19 protein-coding genes and 2 pseudogenes are annotated in these 17,385 nt (G+C 46.6%); 12 read left to right on the forward strand and 9 right to left on the reverse strand.

Features of this window, described 5'->3' with window-relative positions:
- Positions 1–108 precede the first annotated feature (108 nt).
- The 3 genes and pseudogenes from RMO52_RS01630 to gatA form a co-directional block, all read left to right on the forward strand.
- A pseudogene (locus tag RMO52_RS01630) lies at positions 109–669 on the forward strand (nicotinate-nucleotide adenylyltransferase); the annotation flags it as partial.
- A gap of 165 nt (positions 670–834) precedes the next feature.
- The gene (locus tag RMO52_RS01635) at positions 835–1,686 is read left to right on the forward strand and encodes a metallophosphoesterase (RefSeq protein ID WP_309739625.1); all 852 of its coding nucleotides are present in this window, start codon (positions 835–837) and stop codon (positions 1,684–1,686) included.
- A 256-nt stretch (positions 1,687–1,942) separates the two neighbouring features.
- A complete protein-coding gene (gene gatA / locus RMO52_RS01640) occupies positions 1,943–3,394 on the forward strand; it encodes an Asp-tRNA(Asn)/Glu-tRNA(Gln) amidotransferase subunit GatA (RefSeq protein WP_309739622.1) in 1,452 nt (483 codons plus the stop codon).
- A gap of 132 nt (positions 3,395–3,526) precedes the next feature.
- Here the strand turns inward: gatA and RMO52_RS01645 are convergent, their stop codons facing one another.
- Entirely contained in the window at positions 3,527–3,856 is a 330-nt protein-coding gene (locus tag RMO52_RS01645; protein WP_309739619.1) for a metalloregulator ArsR/SmtB family transcription factor, read from the reverse strand.
- A 76-nt stretch (positions 3,857–3,932) separates the two neighbouring features.
- Here RMO52_RS01645 and RMO52_RS01650 point away from each other — a divergent pair, with 76 nt between their 5' ends.
- The 6 genes and pseudogenes from RMO52_RS01650 to RMO52_RS01675 form a co-directional block, all read left to right on the forward strand.
- A complete protein-coding gene (locus RMO52_RS01650) occupies positions 3,933–4,118 on the forward strand; it encodes a hypothetical protein (protein ID WP_309739617.1) in 186 nt (61 codons plus the stop codon).
- Entirely contained in the window at positions 4,115–5,128 is a 1,014-nt protein-coding gene (locus RMO52_RS01655) for an ArsJ-associated glyceraldehyde-3-phosphate dehydrogenase (RefSeq protein ID WP_309739615.1), read from the forward strand. The genes RMO52_RS01650 and RMO52_RS01655 overlap by 4 nt, the downstream gene beginning before the upstream one ends.
- 461 nt (positions 5,129–5,589) lie before the next feature.
- Positions 5,590–6,852 (forward strand): organoarsenical effux MFS transporter ArsJ, encoded by a 1,263-nt coding sequence (gene arsJ / locus RMO52_RS01660; RefSeq protein ID WP_310410349.1) that lies wholly within the window; start codon positions 5,590–5,592, stop codon positions 6,850–6,852.
- A 49-nt stretch (positions 6,853–6,901) separates the two neighbouring features.
- Entirely contained in the window at positions 6,902–7,963 is a 1,062-nt protein-coding gene (locus tag RMO52_RS01665; protein WP_310410337.1) for a PstS family phosphate ABC transporter substrate-binding protein, read from the forward strand.
- A gap of 115 nt (positions 7,964–8,078) precedes the next feature.
- Entirely contained in the window at positions 8,079–8,540 is a 462-nt protein-coding gene (locus tag RMO52_RS01670; RefSeq protein WP_309739989.1) for a dual specificity protein phosphatase family protein, read from the forward strand.
- A gap of 141 nt (positions 8,541–8,681) precedes the next feature.
- Positions 8,682–8,948 (forward strand): annotated as a pseudogene (locus RMO52_RS01675) (arsenic resistance protein); the annotation flags it as partial.
- Here RMO52_RS01675 and RMO52_RS01680 read toward each other — a convergent pair.
- The 8 genes from RMO52_RS01680 to RMO52_RS01710 form a co-directional block, all read right to left on the reverse strand.
- Positions 8,943–9,932, reverse strand: a complete 990-nt coding sequence (locus tag RMO52_RS01680; protein WP_310410341.1) for a stage II sporulation protein M — start codon at positions 9,930–9,932, stop codon at positions 8,943–8,945. The pseudogene RMO52_RS01675 and the gene RMO52_RS01680 sit on opposite strands and share 6 nt — an antisense overlap.
- A gap of 150 nt (positions 9,933–10,082) precedes the next feature.
- Positions 10,083–11,246 carry a ferrochelatase gene (hemH, locus tag RMO52_RS01685; protein WP_309740020.1) on the reverse strand — a complete coding sequence of 388 codons (1,164 nt, stop codon included), beginning with the start codon at positions 11,244–11,246 and terminating at the stop codon, positions 10,083–10,085.
- A 289-nt stretch (positions 11,247–11,535) separates the two neighbouring features.
- Positions 11,536–12,813, reverse strand: a complete 1,278-nt coding sequence (locus tag RMO52_RS01690; RefSeq protein ID WP_309739995.1) for a glycosyltransferase — start codon at positions 12,811–12,813, stop codon at positions 11,536–11,538.
- Positions 12,814–12,825: 12 nt separating this feature from the next.
- A complete protein-coding gene (locus RMO52_RS01695; protein ID WP_309739999.1) occupies positions 12,826–13,050 on the reverse strand; it encodes a type II toxin-antitoxin system HicA family toxin in 225 nt (74 codons plus the stop codon).
- Between the two features lie 3 nt (positions 13,051–13,053).
- Positions 13,054–13,263, reverse strand: coding sequence for a type II toxin-antitoxin system HicB family antitoxin (locus tag RMO52_RS01700; protein ID WP_309740002.1), 210 nt, complete (start codon positions 13,261–13,263; stop codon positions 13,054–13,056).
- Positions 13,264–13,373: 110 nt separating this feature from the next.
- Positions 13,374–13,586, reverse strand: coding sequence for a YgiT-type zinc finger protein (locus tag RMO52_RS01705; protein ID WP_309740005.1), 213 nt, complete (start codon positions 13,584–13,586; stop codon positions 13,374–13,376).
- A 2-nt stretch (positions 13,587–13,588) separates the two neighbouring features.
- Entirely contained in the window at positions 13,589–13,909 is a 321-nt protein-coding gene (locus tag RMO52_RS24595) for a DUF4258 domain-containing protein (RefSeq protein ID WP_309740022.1), read from the reverse strand.
- A gap of 119 nt (positions 13,910–14,028) precedes the next feature.
- Positions 14,029–16,224 carry a phosphoketolase gene (locus RMO52_RS01710; protein WP_310410344.1) on the reverse strand — a complete coding sequence of 732 codons (2,196 nt, stop codon included), beginning with the start codon at positions 16,222–16,224 and terminating at the stop codon, positions 14,029–14,031.
- A 100-nt stretch (positions 16,225–16,324) separates the two neighbouring features.
- Between RMO52_RS01710 and RMO52_RS01715 the strand changes: the two genes are divergently transcribed.
- The 3 genes from RMO52_RS01715 to RMO52_RS01725 all read left to right on the forward strand — a co-directional run bounded on the left by RMO52_RS01715 (position 16,325) and on the right by RMO52_RS01725 (position 17,298).
- Positions 16,325–16,663, forward strand: coding sequence for a type II toxin-antitoxin system Phd/YefM family antitoxin (locus RMO52_RS01715; RefSeq protein WP_309740010.1), 339 nt, complete (start codon positions 16,325–16,327; stop codon positions 16,661–16,663).
- A 158-nt stretch (positions 16,664–16,821) separates the two neighbouring features.
- Positions 16,822–17,070 (forward strand): DUF433 domain-containing protein, encoded by a 249-nt coding sequence (locus RMO52_RS01720; RefSeq protein WP_309740012.1) that lies wholly within the window; start codon positions 16,822–16,824, stop codon positions 17,068–17,070.
- Positions 17,071–17,298, forward strand: coding sequence for a DUF5615 family PIN-like protein (locus tag RMO52_RS01725; RefSeq protein ID WP_310410347.1), 228 nt, complete (start codon positions 17,071–17,073; stop codon positions 17,296–17,298).
- Positions 17,299–17,385: the final 87 nt, after the last annotated feature.

A 17,385-nucleotide genomic window follows, 5' to 3' on the forward strand; every position in this document is an offset into this window, starting at 1 on the left:
ATAGCTATTAATTGGCGCATTTGCGGCACGCAATCTGGCAATTTCCCATTCATCTAGATCCCCACTGGCAAAAATATCGACATTGGGTAATATTTCGCCGATCCGCCGACGATTGCTCATCAAGAGATTATTAGCTGGTTAGCATCACAATTCGATCTTGTGGCAGTTTGGGCAGCGGATAATCCGTTTAAAATGCATGGAGCATCTCTAGAACAGCGATCGCAAATGCTGGAGTTGTTAATTAAGGAAATCGATCCGCTAATTAGTCAACATGCCCAAGTCTATCGCAGTTTAAGTAGTAAGCGCACAATCGAAACCCTCGCAACTGCCAAAACAATTTGGAACAATAGTGAATTTATTCTTACCGTTGGTGCCGACTTAATTACACAGTTGCCAAAATGGTATCAGGCAAAACAACTATTGAGTCAAGTTGAATTATTAATTGTGCCACGGACTGGCAATCGAATTGAATCGATCGATCTCCAAAGACTGACAGCTATAGGCGCAAAAATTACGATTGCTCCATTAGCCACACCCCTGATTTCATCTACATTGTTTCGGGAGAGTCATTCAATTCAAGGTTTGACACCTAGAGTAGCAACATATATTCATCAACACAACCTATATTCTATTAACGAGCCGCAGGGCTTTAAATCCTCCATTTTTTAGATAAGTTGTTGTTATGGTGGGATTCAAATCTCCATTCTAACAACCCAATTTTCTGCTTGGTGCGCTGTCTTGTCGTTTTTTTATTAGGGGGGAACCCCCGAATAAAAACGCCGCTAAACCGTCGGGAAACCCGACGAGCGCGAATCGCTATCCCCTCATTTGCTCGTGCGTTTACCCAAGCAGTTAAGATTATTTCTAGTTCGATCGATTCAAGTCCTCCTTATGGGCTGTGTGCTGATATTTTCGACTAGTGTTTACGCTCACAAAATCGAGCCAAATTGGTTGGATGTTACTAATAATACCGTCGAGCTAGCGAAACTCGATCGCGCCTTTGATGGTTATCGGATCGTCCAGATTACCGATCTACACTCAGGAGATGGGATCGATCGTACTCAACTAGAAAAAGTTGTCGAAACCGTCAATGCTCAGAAACCAGATCTGGTAGTCATTACTGGGGATCATATCAGTCGATTGCCGAGGCAACATCTCGAATTATTAGATACGCTCGCCAAATTGCAGCCTCGCGATCTGACGATTTCGATCCTCGGCAATCACGATGTCCACAACGATCCGACGCCAGTTCGCGCCGCCATCAAGCAAGCCGGAATTACCTTACTCGAAAATGAGATCTACACCATCAAACGCGGTGACGCGACATTGCATATTGCTGGCGTAGGCGATGTCTTTTTCGGGCAAGCTAAACTCGATCGAGTTTTAGCGCAATTACCAGCTACTGGAGCCGCCATCATGCTCGCCCACGAGCCAGATTTTGCCGATGAAACCGCTGCCACTGGCAGGTTTGGACTTCAACTATCGGGGCACTCCCACGGCGGACAAATTCGGGTTCCTTTTTATGACGGATATCTACCAGAATTGGCGCGTAACTATCCCATCGGACGCTATCAAGTCAAGGATATGGTGCAGTACACCAGTCGCGGCATCGGCACGATCAAACTCTACGCCCGGTTTAACTGTCGTCCAGAAATTTCGGTGTTTAATTTAGTTTCTAGTAGCTAGCGGCTGGTAAGGTAGGGGATAGTGAATAGTGGATAGTGAATAGTGGATAGGTAGCAAGGTAATTGTTAGAGATCGAGGCTAAACTGCCAATATTGCATAGACAACACGAAAGTTGAGGAACTATGGGGTTCGATCTAGTTCAATTGCTCCGCAGGAGAACTTACACTCACAATTGACAACGCTCAACACACAAGTATCGACGCTCTAATCCCTCCACTATCCACTATCCACTATCCACTATCCACTATCCCCTCCTATGGCATCTATTCGTGAATTGCATCATCAGCTTGTCACCAAACAACGATCGGCAGTAGAAATCGCTACAGAAGCGATCGATCGCGTGGAGAAACTCGAACCCAAATTGCGAAGTTTCTTGCGGACAACACCCACCCAAGCGTTAGAGCAGGCACGACTAGTAGATGCCAAAATCGCTGCTGGCGAAGATATTCCCCTACTGGCGGGGATTCCGATCGCGCTCAAAGATAACATGTGTACCCAGGGGATTGAGACTACCTGCGGCTCCAAGATTTTAGCGGGATTCGTGCCGCCTTATGAATCCACCGTCACTCAGAAGCTCAAAGATCTCGGCGCGGTATCGCTAGGTAAAACCAACCTCGACGAATTTGCGATGGGTAGTTCTACTGAAAATTCTGCCTATCAAGTCACCGCCAATCCTTGGGATCTAGAACGCGTACCGGGCGGATCGTCAGGCGGTTCGGCGGCGGCTGTAGCTGGGTCAGAATGCGTTGTATCGCTCGGTTCCGATACGGGTGGATCGATTCGTCAACCTGCGGCTTTTTGTGGCGTGGTGGGGCTAAAACCGACCTATGGATTGGTATCGAGATTTGGCTTGGTGGCTTATGCCTCTTCGTTGGATCAAATCGGGCCATTTGCGCGGACGGTTGAAGATGCGGCGATTTTGCTCGAAGCGATCGCGGGTTATGACTCCAAAGACTCTACCAGTCTCAAAATTGAGATTCCAAAATATTCCCAATTACTCACCCCAGATTTACCCAAAGGTTTAAAAATCGGCGTGATTACCGAAACTTTTGGTGAAGGTTTAGATCCGCAAGTTGCTGAATCCGTCCGCTGCGCGATCGAGCATTTCCGTTCTTTGGGTGCCGAAGTCCAAGAAATTTCTTGTCCCCGCTTCCGCTATGGCTTGCCCACTTATTACGTGATTGCCCCCTCCGAAGCATCGGCAAATTTAGCCCGCTATGATGGCGTCAAATACGGATTTAGAGCCGATGCCGACAATCTGATGTCCATGTATACCCAGACGAGAGCTGCTGGATTTGGAGCCGAAGTCAAACGCCGAATCATGCTCGGTACCTATGCGCTCTCAGCGGGTTATTACGACGCCTACTACCTCAAAGCTCAAAAGGTGCGGACGCTGATTAAAGAAGACTTTGAAGCAGCATTTAGTCAAGTAGATATCCTGATTACCCCAACGGCACCCACGACGGCTTTTAAAGCTGGCGAAAAAACAGCCGATCCATTGAGTATGTATCTCTCCGACTTGATGACAATTCCCGTCAATCTGGCTGGCTTACCTGGTATTAGTATCCCTTGTGGTTTTGATGATAAAGGAATGCCGATCGGACTACAACTACTGAGTAATGTCCTGCGTGAGGATCTGTTGCTCCAAGTTGCCCACGTCTACGAACAGTCTACCGAATGGCACAAGAAGTCGCCACAACTGATTTAGAAACAAATATACAAATCTATCGCGCCAACAGGAGGTAGGGGTAATTCATGAATTACCCCTACCTCCTGCTGGAATACAAACGCGGTAACTCCTAGCCTAACTAATATAAAGATTTAGCCCGCTGGCACCTGCTCAACCCAGTACCTTTCGTAAAAAAGCTAACTGTTCTGGAACGATCCGATAGTAGATCCACGTTCCTCTGCGCTCCTTCGTCAGCAAACCCGCCTCATACATCACCTTGAGGTGGTGGCTCACAGTGGGCTGCGATAGTCCCAACGACTCCACTAACTCGCAAGCGCAGACTTCTCCACCGGGCTGCGCCGCGATCGAACTCAATAACAATAGTCGCGCTGGCTCGCCCAATACTCGAAATAAAACCGCGACTCCCGCAGCTTCGGCGGCGGTTAGATTACCCGCTAGTAATGGCGGACAGCAGGAAGTAGAAAGCTGTAAAGGTGTCATAAATTCTATATTGACACAAATCGATGTATGTTGATAAGATATCGATATTCATCAATATCGATGCAAGTCGATATTGATGAAACATTCCCGCGAATTGTTAGCAAAATTTGTCTGTACCTTTGTGCTGATTTTTGCTGGTACAGGTGAGGTGATGGTCGATCGATTCAGCATCGTCTGTGGCGCAGTAGTAACGACATTAATTTACAGCCTCGGTCACATTAGTGGCGATTTAAAACTTCAAAAACAAGAGGAAAACAGATGACAGTTCGGGTGGGCATCAATGGATTTGGACGGATTGGACGGCTAGATTTGCGGGCGGCGTGGGGGTGGCCGGAACTAGAATTCGTGCATATCAATGAGGTGAAAGGTGGGGCTGAGGCTGCCGCTCACCTGCTGAAGTTCGATTCTGTCCACGGACGTTGGGCACCAGAAGTAACAGCGGAGAACGGGAAAGTCACGATCGATGGTAAACCCCTGACTTTTAGCGAACATGCGAAACCTGGAGATGTACCTTGGCAAGATTTGGGTGTCGATTTGGTACTGGAATGCTCTGGTAAGTTTAGAACTCCCGAAACCCTCGATCCTTATTTCAAGAGGGGTGTGCGAAAGGTAATTGTAGCGGCTCCAGTGAAGCAATCAGCCCTAAATATCGTAATGGGAGTCAATGATGGGCTGTATGAGCCGGATAAACATCATCTGCTCACGGCTGCCTCCTGCACTACTAATTGTCTAGCTCCAGTAGTGAAGGTAATTAATGAAGGCTTGGGGATTAAGCATGGCATGATTACCACCATCCATGACAATACCAACACGCAAACGATCGTCGATGCACCGCACAAAGATTTGCGTCGGGCTAGAGCTACCAGTTTATCGCTGATTCCGACATCTACTGGATCGGCAACCGCGATCGGGTTAATTTATCCCGAACTCAATGGCAAACTCAATGGTTTGGCGGTACGGGTACCATTACTCAATGCTTCCCTGACAGATTGTGTATTTGAAGTAATGCGATCGACCACCGTCGCCGAAGTCAATCAACTACTCAAGACAGCTTCCGAGCAAGAGCCGCTCAAGGGTATTTTAGGCTATGAGGAGCGTCCGCTAGTCTCGATCGACTACAAAGACGACCCCCGCTCTGGGATTATCGACGCGCTCTCGACGATGGTAGTGAATGAGACTCAAGTAAAAATCTTGGCTTGGTACGACAACGAATGGGGCTACGCCAATCGGATGGTCGAACTCGCTCGGAAGGTGGCTCTAAGTATGGATTAGTTTCGTTCGATTACCGCACTCGATTGAAATCGGCGCTAATGATACGAAGTCCGCCTACGCGGACTAGGTAATCAGTCCGCGTAGAATTTTGTAGGGTGGGTACTGCCCACCGCCATAGATTATGGCTGAAACCTAGCTGGTGGGCACTGCCCACCCTACTGGGACGACTAGCAATATGTTTGACGATCGCTTTACCCACATTTTTAGTCGTGTCGAGCCACTACTGAGACGACACGACTAAAACTGTGGGCATTCAGAACTCTGGAAAATACAATCAGTAACATTTTGAGAGATCGCTTTACCCACATTTTTAGTCGTGTCGAGCCACTACTACCTCTAATATTTCAGTCCGCGAAGGCGGACTTTGCATCATGAGCGGAGACTTCAGTCTCCAGGCTTTTCTTAATCCCGAACTCACATTCAGTATTAAATCGTCCACTTATTCTTTACCTTGTGCAGTCATGGATTCTACTACAGCTTCCAGCGCCAATTTCAAGAACTATGTACTCGTAACATTAGCCTACTGGGGCTTCACCATCACCGATGGTGCCCTGCGAATGCTGGTGCTGCTCTACTTTTACAACATTGGCTACACCCCCATCCAAATCGCGTCTCTGTTCCTGTTCTACGAAGTCTTCGGTGTAGTCACCAACTTTTTTGGCGGTTGGATCGGCTCCCAGTTTGGACTGAAAGTGACACTGTATACGGGGATTGGATTACAGGTGATTTCGCTGGTGATTTTGTCCTTCCTAGATCCGGCTTGGACACAGTGGATTGCCGTCCCGTATGTGATGGTTGCTCAAGCATTTTCGGGGGTTGCTAAAGACTTGACCAAAATGAGTTCCAAGAGTGCGATCCGGCTGGTGGTGCCTCAAGATGCTCAGTCATCGCTATTCAAATGGGTGGCAGTGCTGACAGGTTCCAAGAACGCGCTCAAGGGGGCGGGTTTCTTTATTGGTGGTGCCTTACTGACTTCGGTGGGTTTTGTTCATTCCTTATGGATTATGGCAGGTGGACTAGCTTTAATCATGTTCTCTGGGCTATTGCTGCCCAAGGGGATGGGCAAAATCAAGAAAAAGGTCAAATTTAGCCAGCTCTTCTCGAAGAGCCGTGAAATCAATATTCTCTCGGCTGCGCGGTTCTTTCTATTTGGCTCCAGAGATGTCTGGTTTGTGGTGGGGTTGCCAGTCTTTTTACGAGGACAGTTGAACTGGTCTTTCGCTCAGGTAGGGGGCTTCTTGGCTTGTTGGGTGATTGGTTACGGCATCATTCAATTTTCGGCACCAGCCCTGCTGAAAAGATTTGGATCGGGACAGCCACCAGGATCGAAGACGATCCAGTTTTGGACATTTACGCTCGTGGGAGTCCCAGCCGCGATCGCGATTGCCCTCCAATTAAACGTCCCGCCGAATATTGCCATTGTCGGTGGACTCTGTATTTTCGGGGTGGTATTTGCTTTTAACTCAGCAGTTCATTCTTACTTGGTATTAGCCTTTACCGACGATGACAAGGTGGCTTTGAATGTGGGCTTTTACTATATGGCAAACTCTGGCGGTCGGTTGGCAGGGACGGTATTATCGGGGCTAGTTTATCAGTTTTACGGGCTGGCGGGCTGTTTGTGGACATCTGCGTTCTTTGTATTGGGAGCAGCACTAGTGACGCTAAAATTACCCGATCCTCAGCCGAGTAACGCGATCGCCTGGAAAGCTGGCGACGGCGATTAATTTTAATGACAAACGTACATATTTTTGAATCAACAAGGAACCGCTCGCGATGAACGCAACAGTAAAAAAATTCGCAACAGTTTTAGGAATGCTAGCGGTAACAGTCAGTACCACCGCAACAGCCAGCCCATCCGCCCACAGCCAATTGCTAGCGCAAGGGACTGATGGCGACGCCGGAAAAGCCACAACACCAATAGTTAATATTGATGGTTCGAGTACGGTGTATCCGATTACTCAGGCGATCGTCAGGCTATTTGAAGCAGATCCCCGTAATAAAGGGCAGGTTGAGGTTAAAGTCTCCGGTACCACAGGCGGGTTTGAGAAATTCTGCGCTGGTAAAACCGACATCAGTAATGCTTCGCGACCAATTTTGCTAGCAGAGATGGAAACTTGCAAGAAAAATGGGGTGAGATACATGGAGTTTCCGATCGCTTTTGACGCGTTGACGATCGCCATCAATCCCCAAAATGACTGGGCAAAAGATATCACCGTCGCCGAATTGAAAAAGCTGTGGGAACCTGCTGCACAGGGCAAAATCCTCCGCTGGAAACAAGTACGAGCCTCTTGGCCCGATCGACCCATTAAACTATTTGGGGCAGGTGAAAAGTCTGGTACTTTCGATTATTTTAATGAAGCGATCGTCGGAAAATCCAAAGCTACTCGTAAAGACTATACCGCCAGTGAAGATGACGAAGCCTTGGTAGACGGAATTAGTAAAGATCCCAATGCTCTAGGTTATTTTGGTTATGCCTATTACCAAGAAAACCAAAGTAAGTTGAAACTATTAGCAGTTGACAACGGCAAAGGGGCAATCTTACCATCAACTCAAACCGTAGAAAAAAATCAATATCAGCCACTCTCTAGACCGCTGTTTATTTATGTAAATCTCCGCTCTAGTACTAATCGCCAGGTACTAGGTAAATTTGTCAGGCTATATATTAATAAAGTCTCGACAGTAGCTGATTCGGTTGGGTACGTGGCTTTGCCAGACAAAGTTAGAGATATTAACTTCATCAACTTTAATCGCGGTAAAACAGGCACGGTATTTTCTGGTAAAGCTAGGATTAACTCAAAAATTTCAGATTTATTACCAAAGAAACCAGTTTATTAGTTGTTAATTTAGAGTAGGGGCCATTCATGAATTGCCCCTACTCTAAATTTCAGAAATTTAGGGCGGTTCTCTGCAAGAGAATCGCTCATCCTGTCACCTGTAGAAATTAAAACCAATGGAGCAGCAAACTCAACCAATTGTCGAGAACTTATGGTGGGTAATTCCTGGCAAACTAGCAGGAGTGCGGAAGCCAACGGCAGAGGAATTGAAAGAGTTACAAACAGTGGGAATTGGGGCGATCGTCTCAGTAATGCACGATCGATCTAATCTGGAATTATACGATCGGGAAAATATTCCGCACTTATGGCTGCCGATCCAGATTGCTAGTTCGCCCAGTCGATCGCAAGTCGCAGAATTAATCGATTTTGTCGATCGATATCATCGCCAAGGTGTGGGGACTGCCATTCATTGTACGGGTGGATTACACCGAACGGGGACGATGTTGGCGGCTTATTTGATTTTGAATGGTGCGTCTGCTGAAGATGCGATCGAGAAGATCGCGTCTGCAAACCCACAGGCGGTGCTAGAACTAGCACAGACAGTCTTTTTACGTTCGCTAGCAGCGGAGAATAGTTAAAAGAAACTGCTAATAACGGTAAGTTTAAATCGATCGACTCTGATTAAAGTCACATAGAAGTTCAAACTGATGGAACCGCAATCGATCGAGCCAATTGTCAAAAATTTATGGTGGGTAATTCCTGGTAAATTGGCAGGAGACATTTACTTTGTCGTGATGTTTTTGGTAAGTTTCTATATGGCGTGGCGGATTAAGACAGATTACGCCAGAGCCGCCAGTGTAGCATTTACCTCGGCGGGTAACAATTTTGAATTAGCGATCGCCGTCGCCATTGCCGTGTTTGGAATTAACTCTGGAGTAGCACTTGCCGCTGTGGTCGGCCCGCTAGTAAAAGTCCCAGTGTTAATCGGTCTGGTTAATGTGTCCTTTTGGTTGCAGCGGAAGTTTTTTACAGTGCGGACATTATAAATTTCCTGTTGATGTTTGCAATTCCCCTCTCGCTCGATCGCGACGTAATGTATAGAGAGTTAATAAAGTAAATAATCCCGTTCCAGCTAGATATTTGATCGGACTGGGAATAAATTCTTGAGGTGAAAAGAAGCCTTCGATCGCCCCCGCAATTAGGAGCATCGGGACGATACCCATAACTAGTTGTGCGGCTTGGACGCCATAGATTCGGAGTGCATCGCGCCGACGATAACGACCGGGAAATAACAGTCCTCTAGCTATTAATAAGCCAGCACCACCAGCAATAAAAATTGCAGGTAATTCTAGAGATCCATGCGGAAATACAAATGCCCAAAATGGATAAGCTAAACCATTTTGACCGACTAAAGTGGCGACAGCACCGATGAGAATACCATTATAAAAAAGTGCGTAAATCGTCCACAATCCAGCAAGAATTCCGCCGCCAACCATCCGAAAGGCAACGCTGAGATTATTAATTGCAATACTACTAGCGGCAAACGGTTCGGTGCCGATAATCGACCCCATCCAGAGCTGGTTTCGATCGCGGACTTTTTCTATCATCGATTGCGGTACGACTAGAGACATAAAGCTGGCATCTTGCCATGCAAACCACCAAGCGATGAGGGCACCAACCATGAATAAGGCAAAGGCAATTGTCGTATAAGCCCAAGTTTCGCGTAAAACTTGGGGTAATTTCCAGCGATAAAAGTCGAGGACTTCACGCAATTCTTGGCGTCTGGAACCACGATAAACTTGACTATAAGCGCGAGTTGTGAGTGCTTGGAGTTCTTGGACGATCGTTTGACCGATTTGATTGGTATTGGCTCGCGCCAAATCTGCTGCTACCGATCGATACAAGCTCGCTAGCGTCCCGATTTCCTTCGCAGTTAAGGCTTTTATCCCCTTTTGCTCCGAGCGTTGGAGTAAAATATCGAGTTCTTGCCATTGAGCCTGTCGGCGAGCGATCCAGCGTTGAATATTCATTAGAGCAATCGATAATCGATAATTAATAATTAAACATTTGGAAGATATCCACTACACGATCGATCGGGCTTCAGCCATTGTTGACAAAACCGCTATTAATGACAACATTAACAATAGAAGATCGATCGTCAATTATTAATTATTAATTATTTAAAGTATGCCAAACAAATGTAGTGGCCCGCGACCGCTCATAAGTTCTACGACGATCCCAATAAATCCTAACATTGCCAGCCGACCATTCCAAACTTCCGCTGCTGTCGTCAGACCCATCTCCCATTTTTCTTGAGGATACATCTTGATCTTCTTCTTCATCTGGGTCACTCGGGCGATATCCAAGCTAGGAGCCTTAGCCGCTGCGAGGACGATATCTACTAGCGTCTGGATGAATATCGGATTAGTATCCAATGCGGGTACGCGGTTGAAGACGTGAACCCCAGCTTCTTCGGCGATTTCGCGATATTCGATGTCGATTTCTTCGAGGGTTTCGATATGCTCGGAAACAAAGCTAATCGGCACTACAACTAACTCCCCAACACCCTTGCTAGCTAATCCAACGATCGCGTCTTCGGTATAGGGTTGCAGCCATTCTACGGGGCCGACTTTACTTTGATATGCTAGGGAATGATCGTTTTTTCGTCCCAATGTCTGCATAATCAGCTTGGTACAGTCTTCAATCTCGGCTTGGTAAGGATCGCCAGCCTCTTTGATGTAGCTGACCGGAACGCCATGAGCGCTAAAAAACACATGCGCCTCGTCGGGGTGGGGGCATTTATCAATTTGAGCGGCGATTAGTTCGGTCATCGCCTGTAGATAGCCAGGTTCCTTATACCAGTCAGCAACTACCGTATATTGAGCTGGCTTGAGATGGGGATTTTCGCTCCAGATTTTTTCGATTAGTCTAAAGCTAGAACCGCTAGTGCTAATGGAAAACTGTGGATATAAGGGCAGAATCACGAGTTGCTCGATCCCATCTTGCTTGATTTGCGTTAGCGCATCTTCGGTAAAGGGGTGCCAATAGCGCATCCCAATATAAACTTTTGCATCTTCACCCTGCGATCGCAATCCAGCTTCTAAGGCGCGAGCTTGCTCTTCAGTAATGCGGCGCAATGGCGACCCGCCACCAATCTTCTGATAATTAGCTTGAGATTTCTTGGCTCGGGAAGTAGAAATGATCCAAGCTAGCGGTTTTTGGAGCGCTGCAATTGGAATCCGAATAATTTCAGGGTCGGAAAACAGGTTAAACAAGAACGGACGCACATCCGATAATTGCTCCGGTCCGCCCAAATTTAGCAGTAAAACCCCTAATCGACCCATGACGGCTGTGTTTTCCCAGTATGTTGCAAATTCTTCATTAATTTTAACAATTATCTGGTTTGAACGGTAGCGGTTTAGCATCGCCGATACATAAATTTAATTTTAATTTGGCGGTCTTGCCGATAAGTTGACAGCTAGTTTCAGAGTATTGTCGATCTGTCAAGTAGATCCCAGACGTCTTCGCGATCGATGTTCCCGCAATGGCAGTCGTTTTGCCTTGGTTGGTCGATCGATAAATTCAGGATATGTAGCTGAGATCTTACGCTGACTCAGAAGATCGCAATCCTCGCTATTCGTTGGCGGAGCCTATCCGCTGGATAATGGCATCACAAGCAGTTTTCACCCCATTTTCGGTGTGAAGAATCCGTCCGACTGCTGCCGCTCTGGTGGCATATTGGGGGTTCTCTAATAATGCTCGCAATTCCCTGGCTACTCGCGCCCCTGTATACTGCGATCGCGCAATTGTCCGCGATGTTCCCAACCGTTCGATTCGTGCCGCGTTATCTGGTTGGTCGTTAGCGTATGGCGTGACGATTGTGGGACGACCAGAACGGAGAGCCTGAGCCGTTGTCCCGATCCCACCCTGATGGACGATTGCGCTGGCATAAGGGAAAATTTGAGAATAGGGCGCATAGTCAATTGCAATAATATCTGGTGTCAGATCTTTTGGAAGTGGATTGTCCCCAATCAATAAAACAGCACGGCGATTTAACTCTCTGGCGGCGCGAATACTTTCTGGGTAAAAGTTACCAGGTACATTCACCGCCGCAGTACCTAGCGTAAATACAATTGGAGCCTCGCCAGTTTTTAAAAACCGTTGAAGTTCTGGTGCGAGTTCGACCATATAGCGATCGCGATCGCCATCGTAAAATGTAAATCCAGTCACGATCGTATTTTGCGGCCAATCAGGTTGCGGCTGTGCTAATACTGAAGAAAATAGTGCCAACACCAGATCGGGAGAACACCTATTTTCGACAAGAACATTGCCATTTATCGGCGGCAATCCGAGTTCGTTTCTAAGTTGATGAATGGGTTTTCCCCAAGATTTAGTAACTGCTATTATTATTTGTTTAATTGCTCGATTGAAAGTAACCCCCAATTTCGTTAACCGATCTGCAAATGGAAGTAAAGGTAGCACTGATGGATCGTAACTAGAGAAAAAAGCAGCAGGCGCAAGTGTAGATGTTGCCCACCGAATCCCCAATTTTTCGGCAACCATTGGTGCTACATATACTAATTCACCACTAACGATAAAGTCCGCATCTTTGGCACTAGCCATCAAATCGTCATAAGTATCCCGTAAATTTGGCAGTACCCACTTACGGATGATATATTCCGAACCCGTTTTCAAATCCATCATTTGCGCCAGTATTTGCAGCTCATCTGTCCTAGGCAGATCGGGACGCAGCCGATGAAACTCAAACCCCAAGGCGGCAATTTTGGCTTGATATGTTTGATGGGTAACAAAGACGATATCGTGTCCGCGCTGACGTAATTCTAGTGCGATCGCGATTTGCGGATGCAAATCTCCCAATGAACCCATCGTCGTTACCACAATCCGACTCATGCTTTTTCTCCCTTACTCTGACTCCAGCATTTCTTCAACACTCAAGCCGATATCACTTGCAATCTGTCTGAGCAAACGAGGAGAGATATCTCTCCCTTTGTGAAATGGAACTGTAGTTCCTCTTCCGTCTTCGTGTCTAAACTGTTTATGCAAACCTCTTTGGCGCACCTCTACAAAATCCAGATTTTCTAAAATTCTTACAACTTCTTGGGGCTTGAGAACCGGAATATTACTCATAAATCAAGCAACCGTAATCTGTTGTGTACCTACAAATTCCGTCTCGAATACCAAATTTTCATCTTCTAAGAGCATCTCGATTACTTCACGAAGATTCTCTTGTAATTCATCTAATGTCTCGGCTTGAGAATGTGCCCCTGGAAATCCTGGTACATAACCCACATAAAGGTTCAGATCGGGATCCCGCTCAATAATCGCCGTAAATATTTTCATGATTTAATTTGATGCTTTTAGTCGATCGTTAAATTCAGGATATTTATCTAAATCCTACGCTGATTCCAAATCTGGTATTCATAGCCAAGTTCCTTCTACGCGTAATCGATTTAACTACGAACGATTAACGAAATTGTGTCGCGATCGAGAACAGCAAGCGCATCCTGAATAGTATCGACTTCTTGAGTTTCTAATAATGACTCCCCACATTGCTCACATACCCACGCCGGAATAGCATCCCATGAAATATGATAGCCATTTCTGTCAATACTAAAAGGTGCGGTTCCTTTCTTCATCTGCGCTTTGCAGTATAAGCATTCCATCTTTAAAGCCTCTCTCTAAAATCTGGTGTCCACTGAATTAGATTTGGGAGATATGTGGTGATAATAGCTAAATATTCATCCTTGGGAGCGCACATAACATGAATGTATCGACTATTCATGACACATCCCAATATTAAACAACTGTGACCTCTGGTATCTTCAGGATAATCCTCAATCACCTCACCTGTCATGATGACCTCTTCAACATCTTTTGTCGTAATCATTCGATCTGGGCGAGACATTTGCCGAATCGTATGAGGCAGAAATAATAATCGTTTGTCTGCTGCTAGTCTAACCTGCTCTAAGATGTCTGTGATGTAGATATCTCAACTATTTTCATGTTTGAAATCTACCTAAATCCCCATCTCCAAAAGGAGACAGGGACGATTCGGCAAAGCTGTTCGCATAGCGTCTGCCTTCGCAGAGGCTACGCCAACGAATCCTAACCTACCAACTCTAATCCCCGCTTACAAATCGCCTGAGCAGTGATGCCGTTAAATGCCATCAATTGACCCGCTGTAGCCGTAGTTTCCCCACGCTTCCAGGCAAAGGTATCGCGAGGTGAGTTCGATCGCAACATCACAGGTTCTAACATTGCCGGAGCGCCACCTGTAACGCCAATTAAGGCACTGCCACCGAAGATTTCGGCAAACTTAGCATCACTTAAAAAACCACCGTCAGGTTCGCTACAGGTATCCCAGGCGACATCGGTAGGGCGATAGAGACGACGGGGATTGATAATCGAGACGATTTTTGAACCGATGCCTTCGGTTTTTAAAAACGCAGCCGCCTCAAACGCTGGTGCTAGCGTCATGTCGCCGATAACTGCGAAGACTACTTGCTTATCGCCAGCGGTGTCTTGTAAGACTACCGCGCCATCTTCTAAGCCTTGACAAGTTTGGGCAAAGGTGGTGCGGATGGGTAAGGGTGATTTACTCGCGGTAATTACTACGCCTTTATTTTGGGTGGTTAATGCCCAGTCATAACAGACTTGGATACTATTGGCATCGGGGGGGAAGACGGGGAAGACGTTACCATTCCGCATCATTGAGGCGAAGTAGGCTTCGATTTCAGGGCGTTGGTGCGTCCAGCCGTTGCGTCCCTGTTCGAGTGCGCCTGCGGTGTAGAGGGTAATTGTCGAAGGTGTGGGACGGCGGAGTTCTGCCATTGCTTGGGTGACGGTTTGCCAGATGGGTAAACCATTGATCGCGAAGGATTCGTAGGAACACCATAGTGTACGCGCACCCATGAGGGCAAGTCCAGCCGCGAGTCCCGCACAAGCATCTTCACTCAAGGGTTCGTAGACTTGCCCGTTGGGTGCTTGGAAATATAAGTCGTCGGTGGTGGGGTGGATGATTTTGAGGGCTTGGTTGATATTGGCAATCCCGGAAGCTTCATTCCCATCGGCATTACTAACGATGAAGTTTTTATCCTGTTGTCCGACGTAACCAACCAATCGTCCCATCGCCGTAGTCGATACTTTGGCTTCACCTGCTGCGTATTCTTCCAGGGGTAGCGTTCCGAGACTAGGGACTGGAAATACCGATTCGGTAGTGGCGACTGTAGATGAAGATCCACCACCAGCGCGTTCGCAGTTAGTCCGTACCAATTCCCATGCTTCGACAGAGAGGGAACGATTTTTCAAACCAGTAATAATGTCAGCATTATCGAGGGTGTGATGAGCGTAAAGGTTATGAGATTTTGAACCCGTCGCGTGAACGCCTGCGCCTTTGAGTTGTTTGATAATGAAGACGGTTAATTTTCCACCGAGGGCAGATTTAGCTGCTTTATCGACACCAGCGAGAATAGCTTGCGTAAAAGCTAACCGTTTTTCGGCTGAGAATAAAGTACTATCGACATATTCACCAGCCTGATTGGTATCGTCAAAATCCTTGGCATTTACCATGATGACTTCATCGAAACCATTACCCTGCCAATAACCGAGCATCTCCTGGTTGGTTTTGGTAGACACCATACTATGATGCTCCTGCGAGTAACCATTCCACACCAAGACAGGTAAGAAATTAGTCACCGTCGGGAACGCGGTATGGAAATGCTGCATCGCACTGATAATATATGGCTCGCCCAAACCACCATCGCCGACGGTAAAGGGAAATAATTTACCTGTGTGCAATTTCGCCGCCGACATCGCAAAATGCTGACCTTGACCGAGTGGCCCTGCTGGCGCGAGAATACCAGGGATAAAGCCCGACAAGTGCCCGATTAGCCCATCTTTTTCGCGGAACTTATCGCGTAATTGTTGAACCGTATTGATGCCCATCGCTTCCAGCGACTTGTCGAGAAACATCGCACTATAAAATCCTGGTGCGTGATGTCCGACTTCCGTGAGAATATTCTTATGTCCCAGCATCACCAGTGAAGCGTAGACTTCAGCCTGACTGGCAAATCCGCCCGGATGTCCCGAAGCCTTACTCGCACAGATTTGCAGCGTCAGATAGCGCAGTGCGTCGGCATAGAGCAATGCTTGAAATGCAGCGGCGGGATCGTTGGCATCGGTGATGCTAGTTTGTCCAGATGCGATCGCGGGTGTCTTACCATAGGTATCGAAGCCTGGTAACTGTTCCCCAAAATACTGAATCCCTTCGGCAAATGCTGGAGTGCGAGCAGCAGTAGTCATAAATAATAGCGTTAAATATACGATCGACCTCCATTATCCGATGTCTGCGACCCTTACGGACGATCGTATAATTAAGATGTTGAATTCAATGCTTAATTTAATGTCGAATATCGATCTTCGCAATATTCACTCGCTCACCGACTTCAAGCGCAATGCCAATGCTTATGTCGAGCAACTCCAGGCGACACAGCTACCATTAGTGCTGACAGTTAATGGTAAAGCTGCGGTAGTAGTCCAAGAAGCTGGTGCTTTTCAGTCGCTAGTCGATCGCATCGCAGCGATGGAAACCGAACTAAAATCTTTTAGACTAGCACAACTGCGTCAAGATCTAGGAGCTGGTGTTCAGGAACTCGATCGAGGACAATCTACAACATATACTCTAGATAATCTCCACCAGTTATTTGATGAGATTAGAACTCAAGGTAGAGCGGATCTATAACAAGTTACATGAGTATTCAAATTCGGTTTTCTGAGAGTACAAAACAAAACTTGTCGATGATACCATTTATTCTGGATCGGTGGCGCATTTTGAATCGATCGATTAACTGCGCTACAATCGAACCAAATAATAATTATGACTCACATTACTTAAAAACAATGGCAGACCAAGAACTGTTGAATCGAATTACTACCAATCCTAAAGTCATGACAGGGAAGCCAGTCATCAGAGGAACGCGCTTGACTGTTGAATATATTTTAAATCTGCTCGCTCACGATACAACAGCGGCAGAGATTCTAGCAGAATATGAAGGCTTGGCAGAAGCTGATATTAAAGCCTGTCTCTTATTTGCATCTCGATCTCTTGAGAGTGCGAGTTTTATGCCGCTAGAGATGGAGACGGCTTAGGTGCGGTTTTTAGTAGATAAAAATGGTGGCTTAGTCGTGCCAAATTGGTTACGAAGTCAAGGGCATGAAGTATTTGCAGTTTACGAGAGCGCACGCGGTATTGATGATGATGCGGTAATTCAGAAGGCTTTTGATGAAGATTGGATTTTGATTAGCAGTGACAAGGACTTTGGTAATGGGAGCATCCCACTTTTTATTCGATCGGGACAAGTAAACCTTTTGTACTAGTGGAAGGATTAAGGAATTTACCTCTAGATCGAGCAGATCGAGCATAATGCTGAGATAATTAAAGCGAGTAAATTCAAGGTAATGTGA

Source organism: Chamaesiphon sp. OTE_8_metabat_110 (assembly GCF_031382685.1).
Lineage (GTDB): Bacteria > Cyanobacteriota > Cyanobacteriia > Cyanobacteriales > Chamaesiphonaceae > Chamaesiphon.

Bases quoted from the DNA above. Each gene is read 5' to 3' on its own strand.
- RMO52_RS01690 (WP_309739995.1), bottom strand. From the start codon at position 12,813: ATGAGTCGGATTGTGGTAACGACGATGGGTTCATTGGGAGATTTGCAT.
- hemH (WP_309740020.1), bottom strand. From the start codon at position 11,246: ATGGGTCGATTAGGGGTTTTACTGCTAAATTTGGGCGGACCGGAGCAA.
- RMO52_RS01705 (WP_309740005.1), bottom strand. From the start codon at position 13,586: ATGGAATGCTTATACTGCAAAGCGCAGATGAAGAAAGGAACCGCACCT.
- RMO52_RS01680 (WP_310410341.1), bottom strand. From the start codon at position 9,932: ATGAATATTCAACGCTGGATCGCTCGCCGACAGGCTCAATGGCAAGAA.
- RMO52_RS01655 (WP_309739615.1), top strand. From the start codon at position 4,115: ATGACAGTTCGGGTGGGCATCAATGGATTTGGACGGATTGGACGGCTA.
- RMO52_RS01645 (WP_309739619.1), bottom strand. From the start codon at position 3,856: ATGACACCTTTACAGCTTTCTACTTCCTGCTGTCCGCCATTACTAGCG.
- RMO52_RS01670 (WP_309739989.1), top strand. From the start codon at position 8,079: ATGGAGCAGCAAACTCAACCAATTGTCGAGAACTTATGGTGGGTAATT.
- RMO52_RS01650 (WP_309739617.1), top strand. From the start codon at position 3,933: ATGAAACATTCCCGCGAATTGTTAGCAAAATTTGTCTGTACCTTTGTG.
- RMO52_RS01700 (WP_309740002.1), bottom strand. From the start codon at position 13,263: ATGAAAATATTTACGGCGATTATTGAGCGGGATCCCGATCTGAACCTT.
- arsJ (WP_310410349.1), top strand. From the start codon at position 5,590: ATGGATTCTACTACAGCTTCCAGCGCCAATTTCAAGAACTATGTACTC.
- RMO52_RS01665 (WP_310410337.1), top strand. From the start codon at position 6,902: ATGAACGCAACAGTAAAAAAATTCGCAACAGTTTTAGGAATGCTAGCG.
- RMO52_RS01695 (WP_309739999.1), bottom strand. From the start codon at position 13,050: ATGAGTAATATTCCGGTTCTCAAGCCCCAAGAAGTTGTAAGAATTTTA.
- RMO52_RS01710 (WP_310410344.1), bottom strand. From the start codon at position 16,224: ATGACTACTGCTGCTCGCACTCCAGCATTTGCCGAAGGGATTCAGTAT.
- gatA (WP_309739622.1), top strand. From the start codon at position 1,943: ATGGCATCTATTCGTGAATTGCATCATCAGCTTGTCACCAAACAACGA.
- RMO52_RS01715 (WP_309740010.1), top strand. From the start codon at position 16,325: ATGTCGAATATCGATCTTCGCAATATTCACTCGCTCACCGACTTCAAG.
- RMO52_RS01720 (WP_309740012.1), top strand. From the start codon at position 16,822: ATGGCAGACCAAGAACTGTTGAATCGAATTACTACCAATCCTAAAGTC.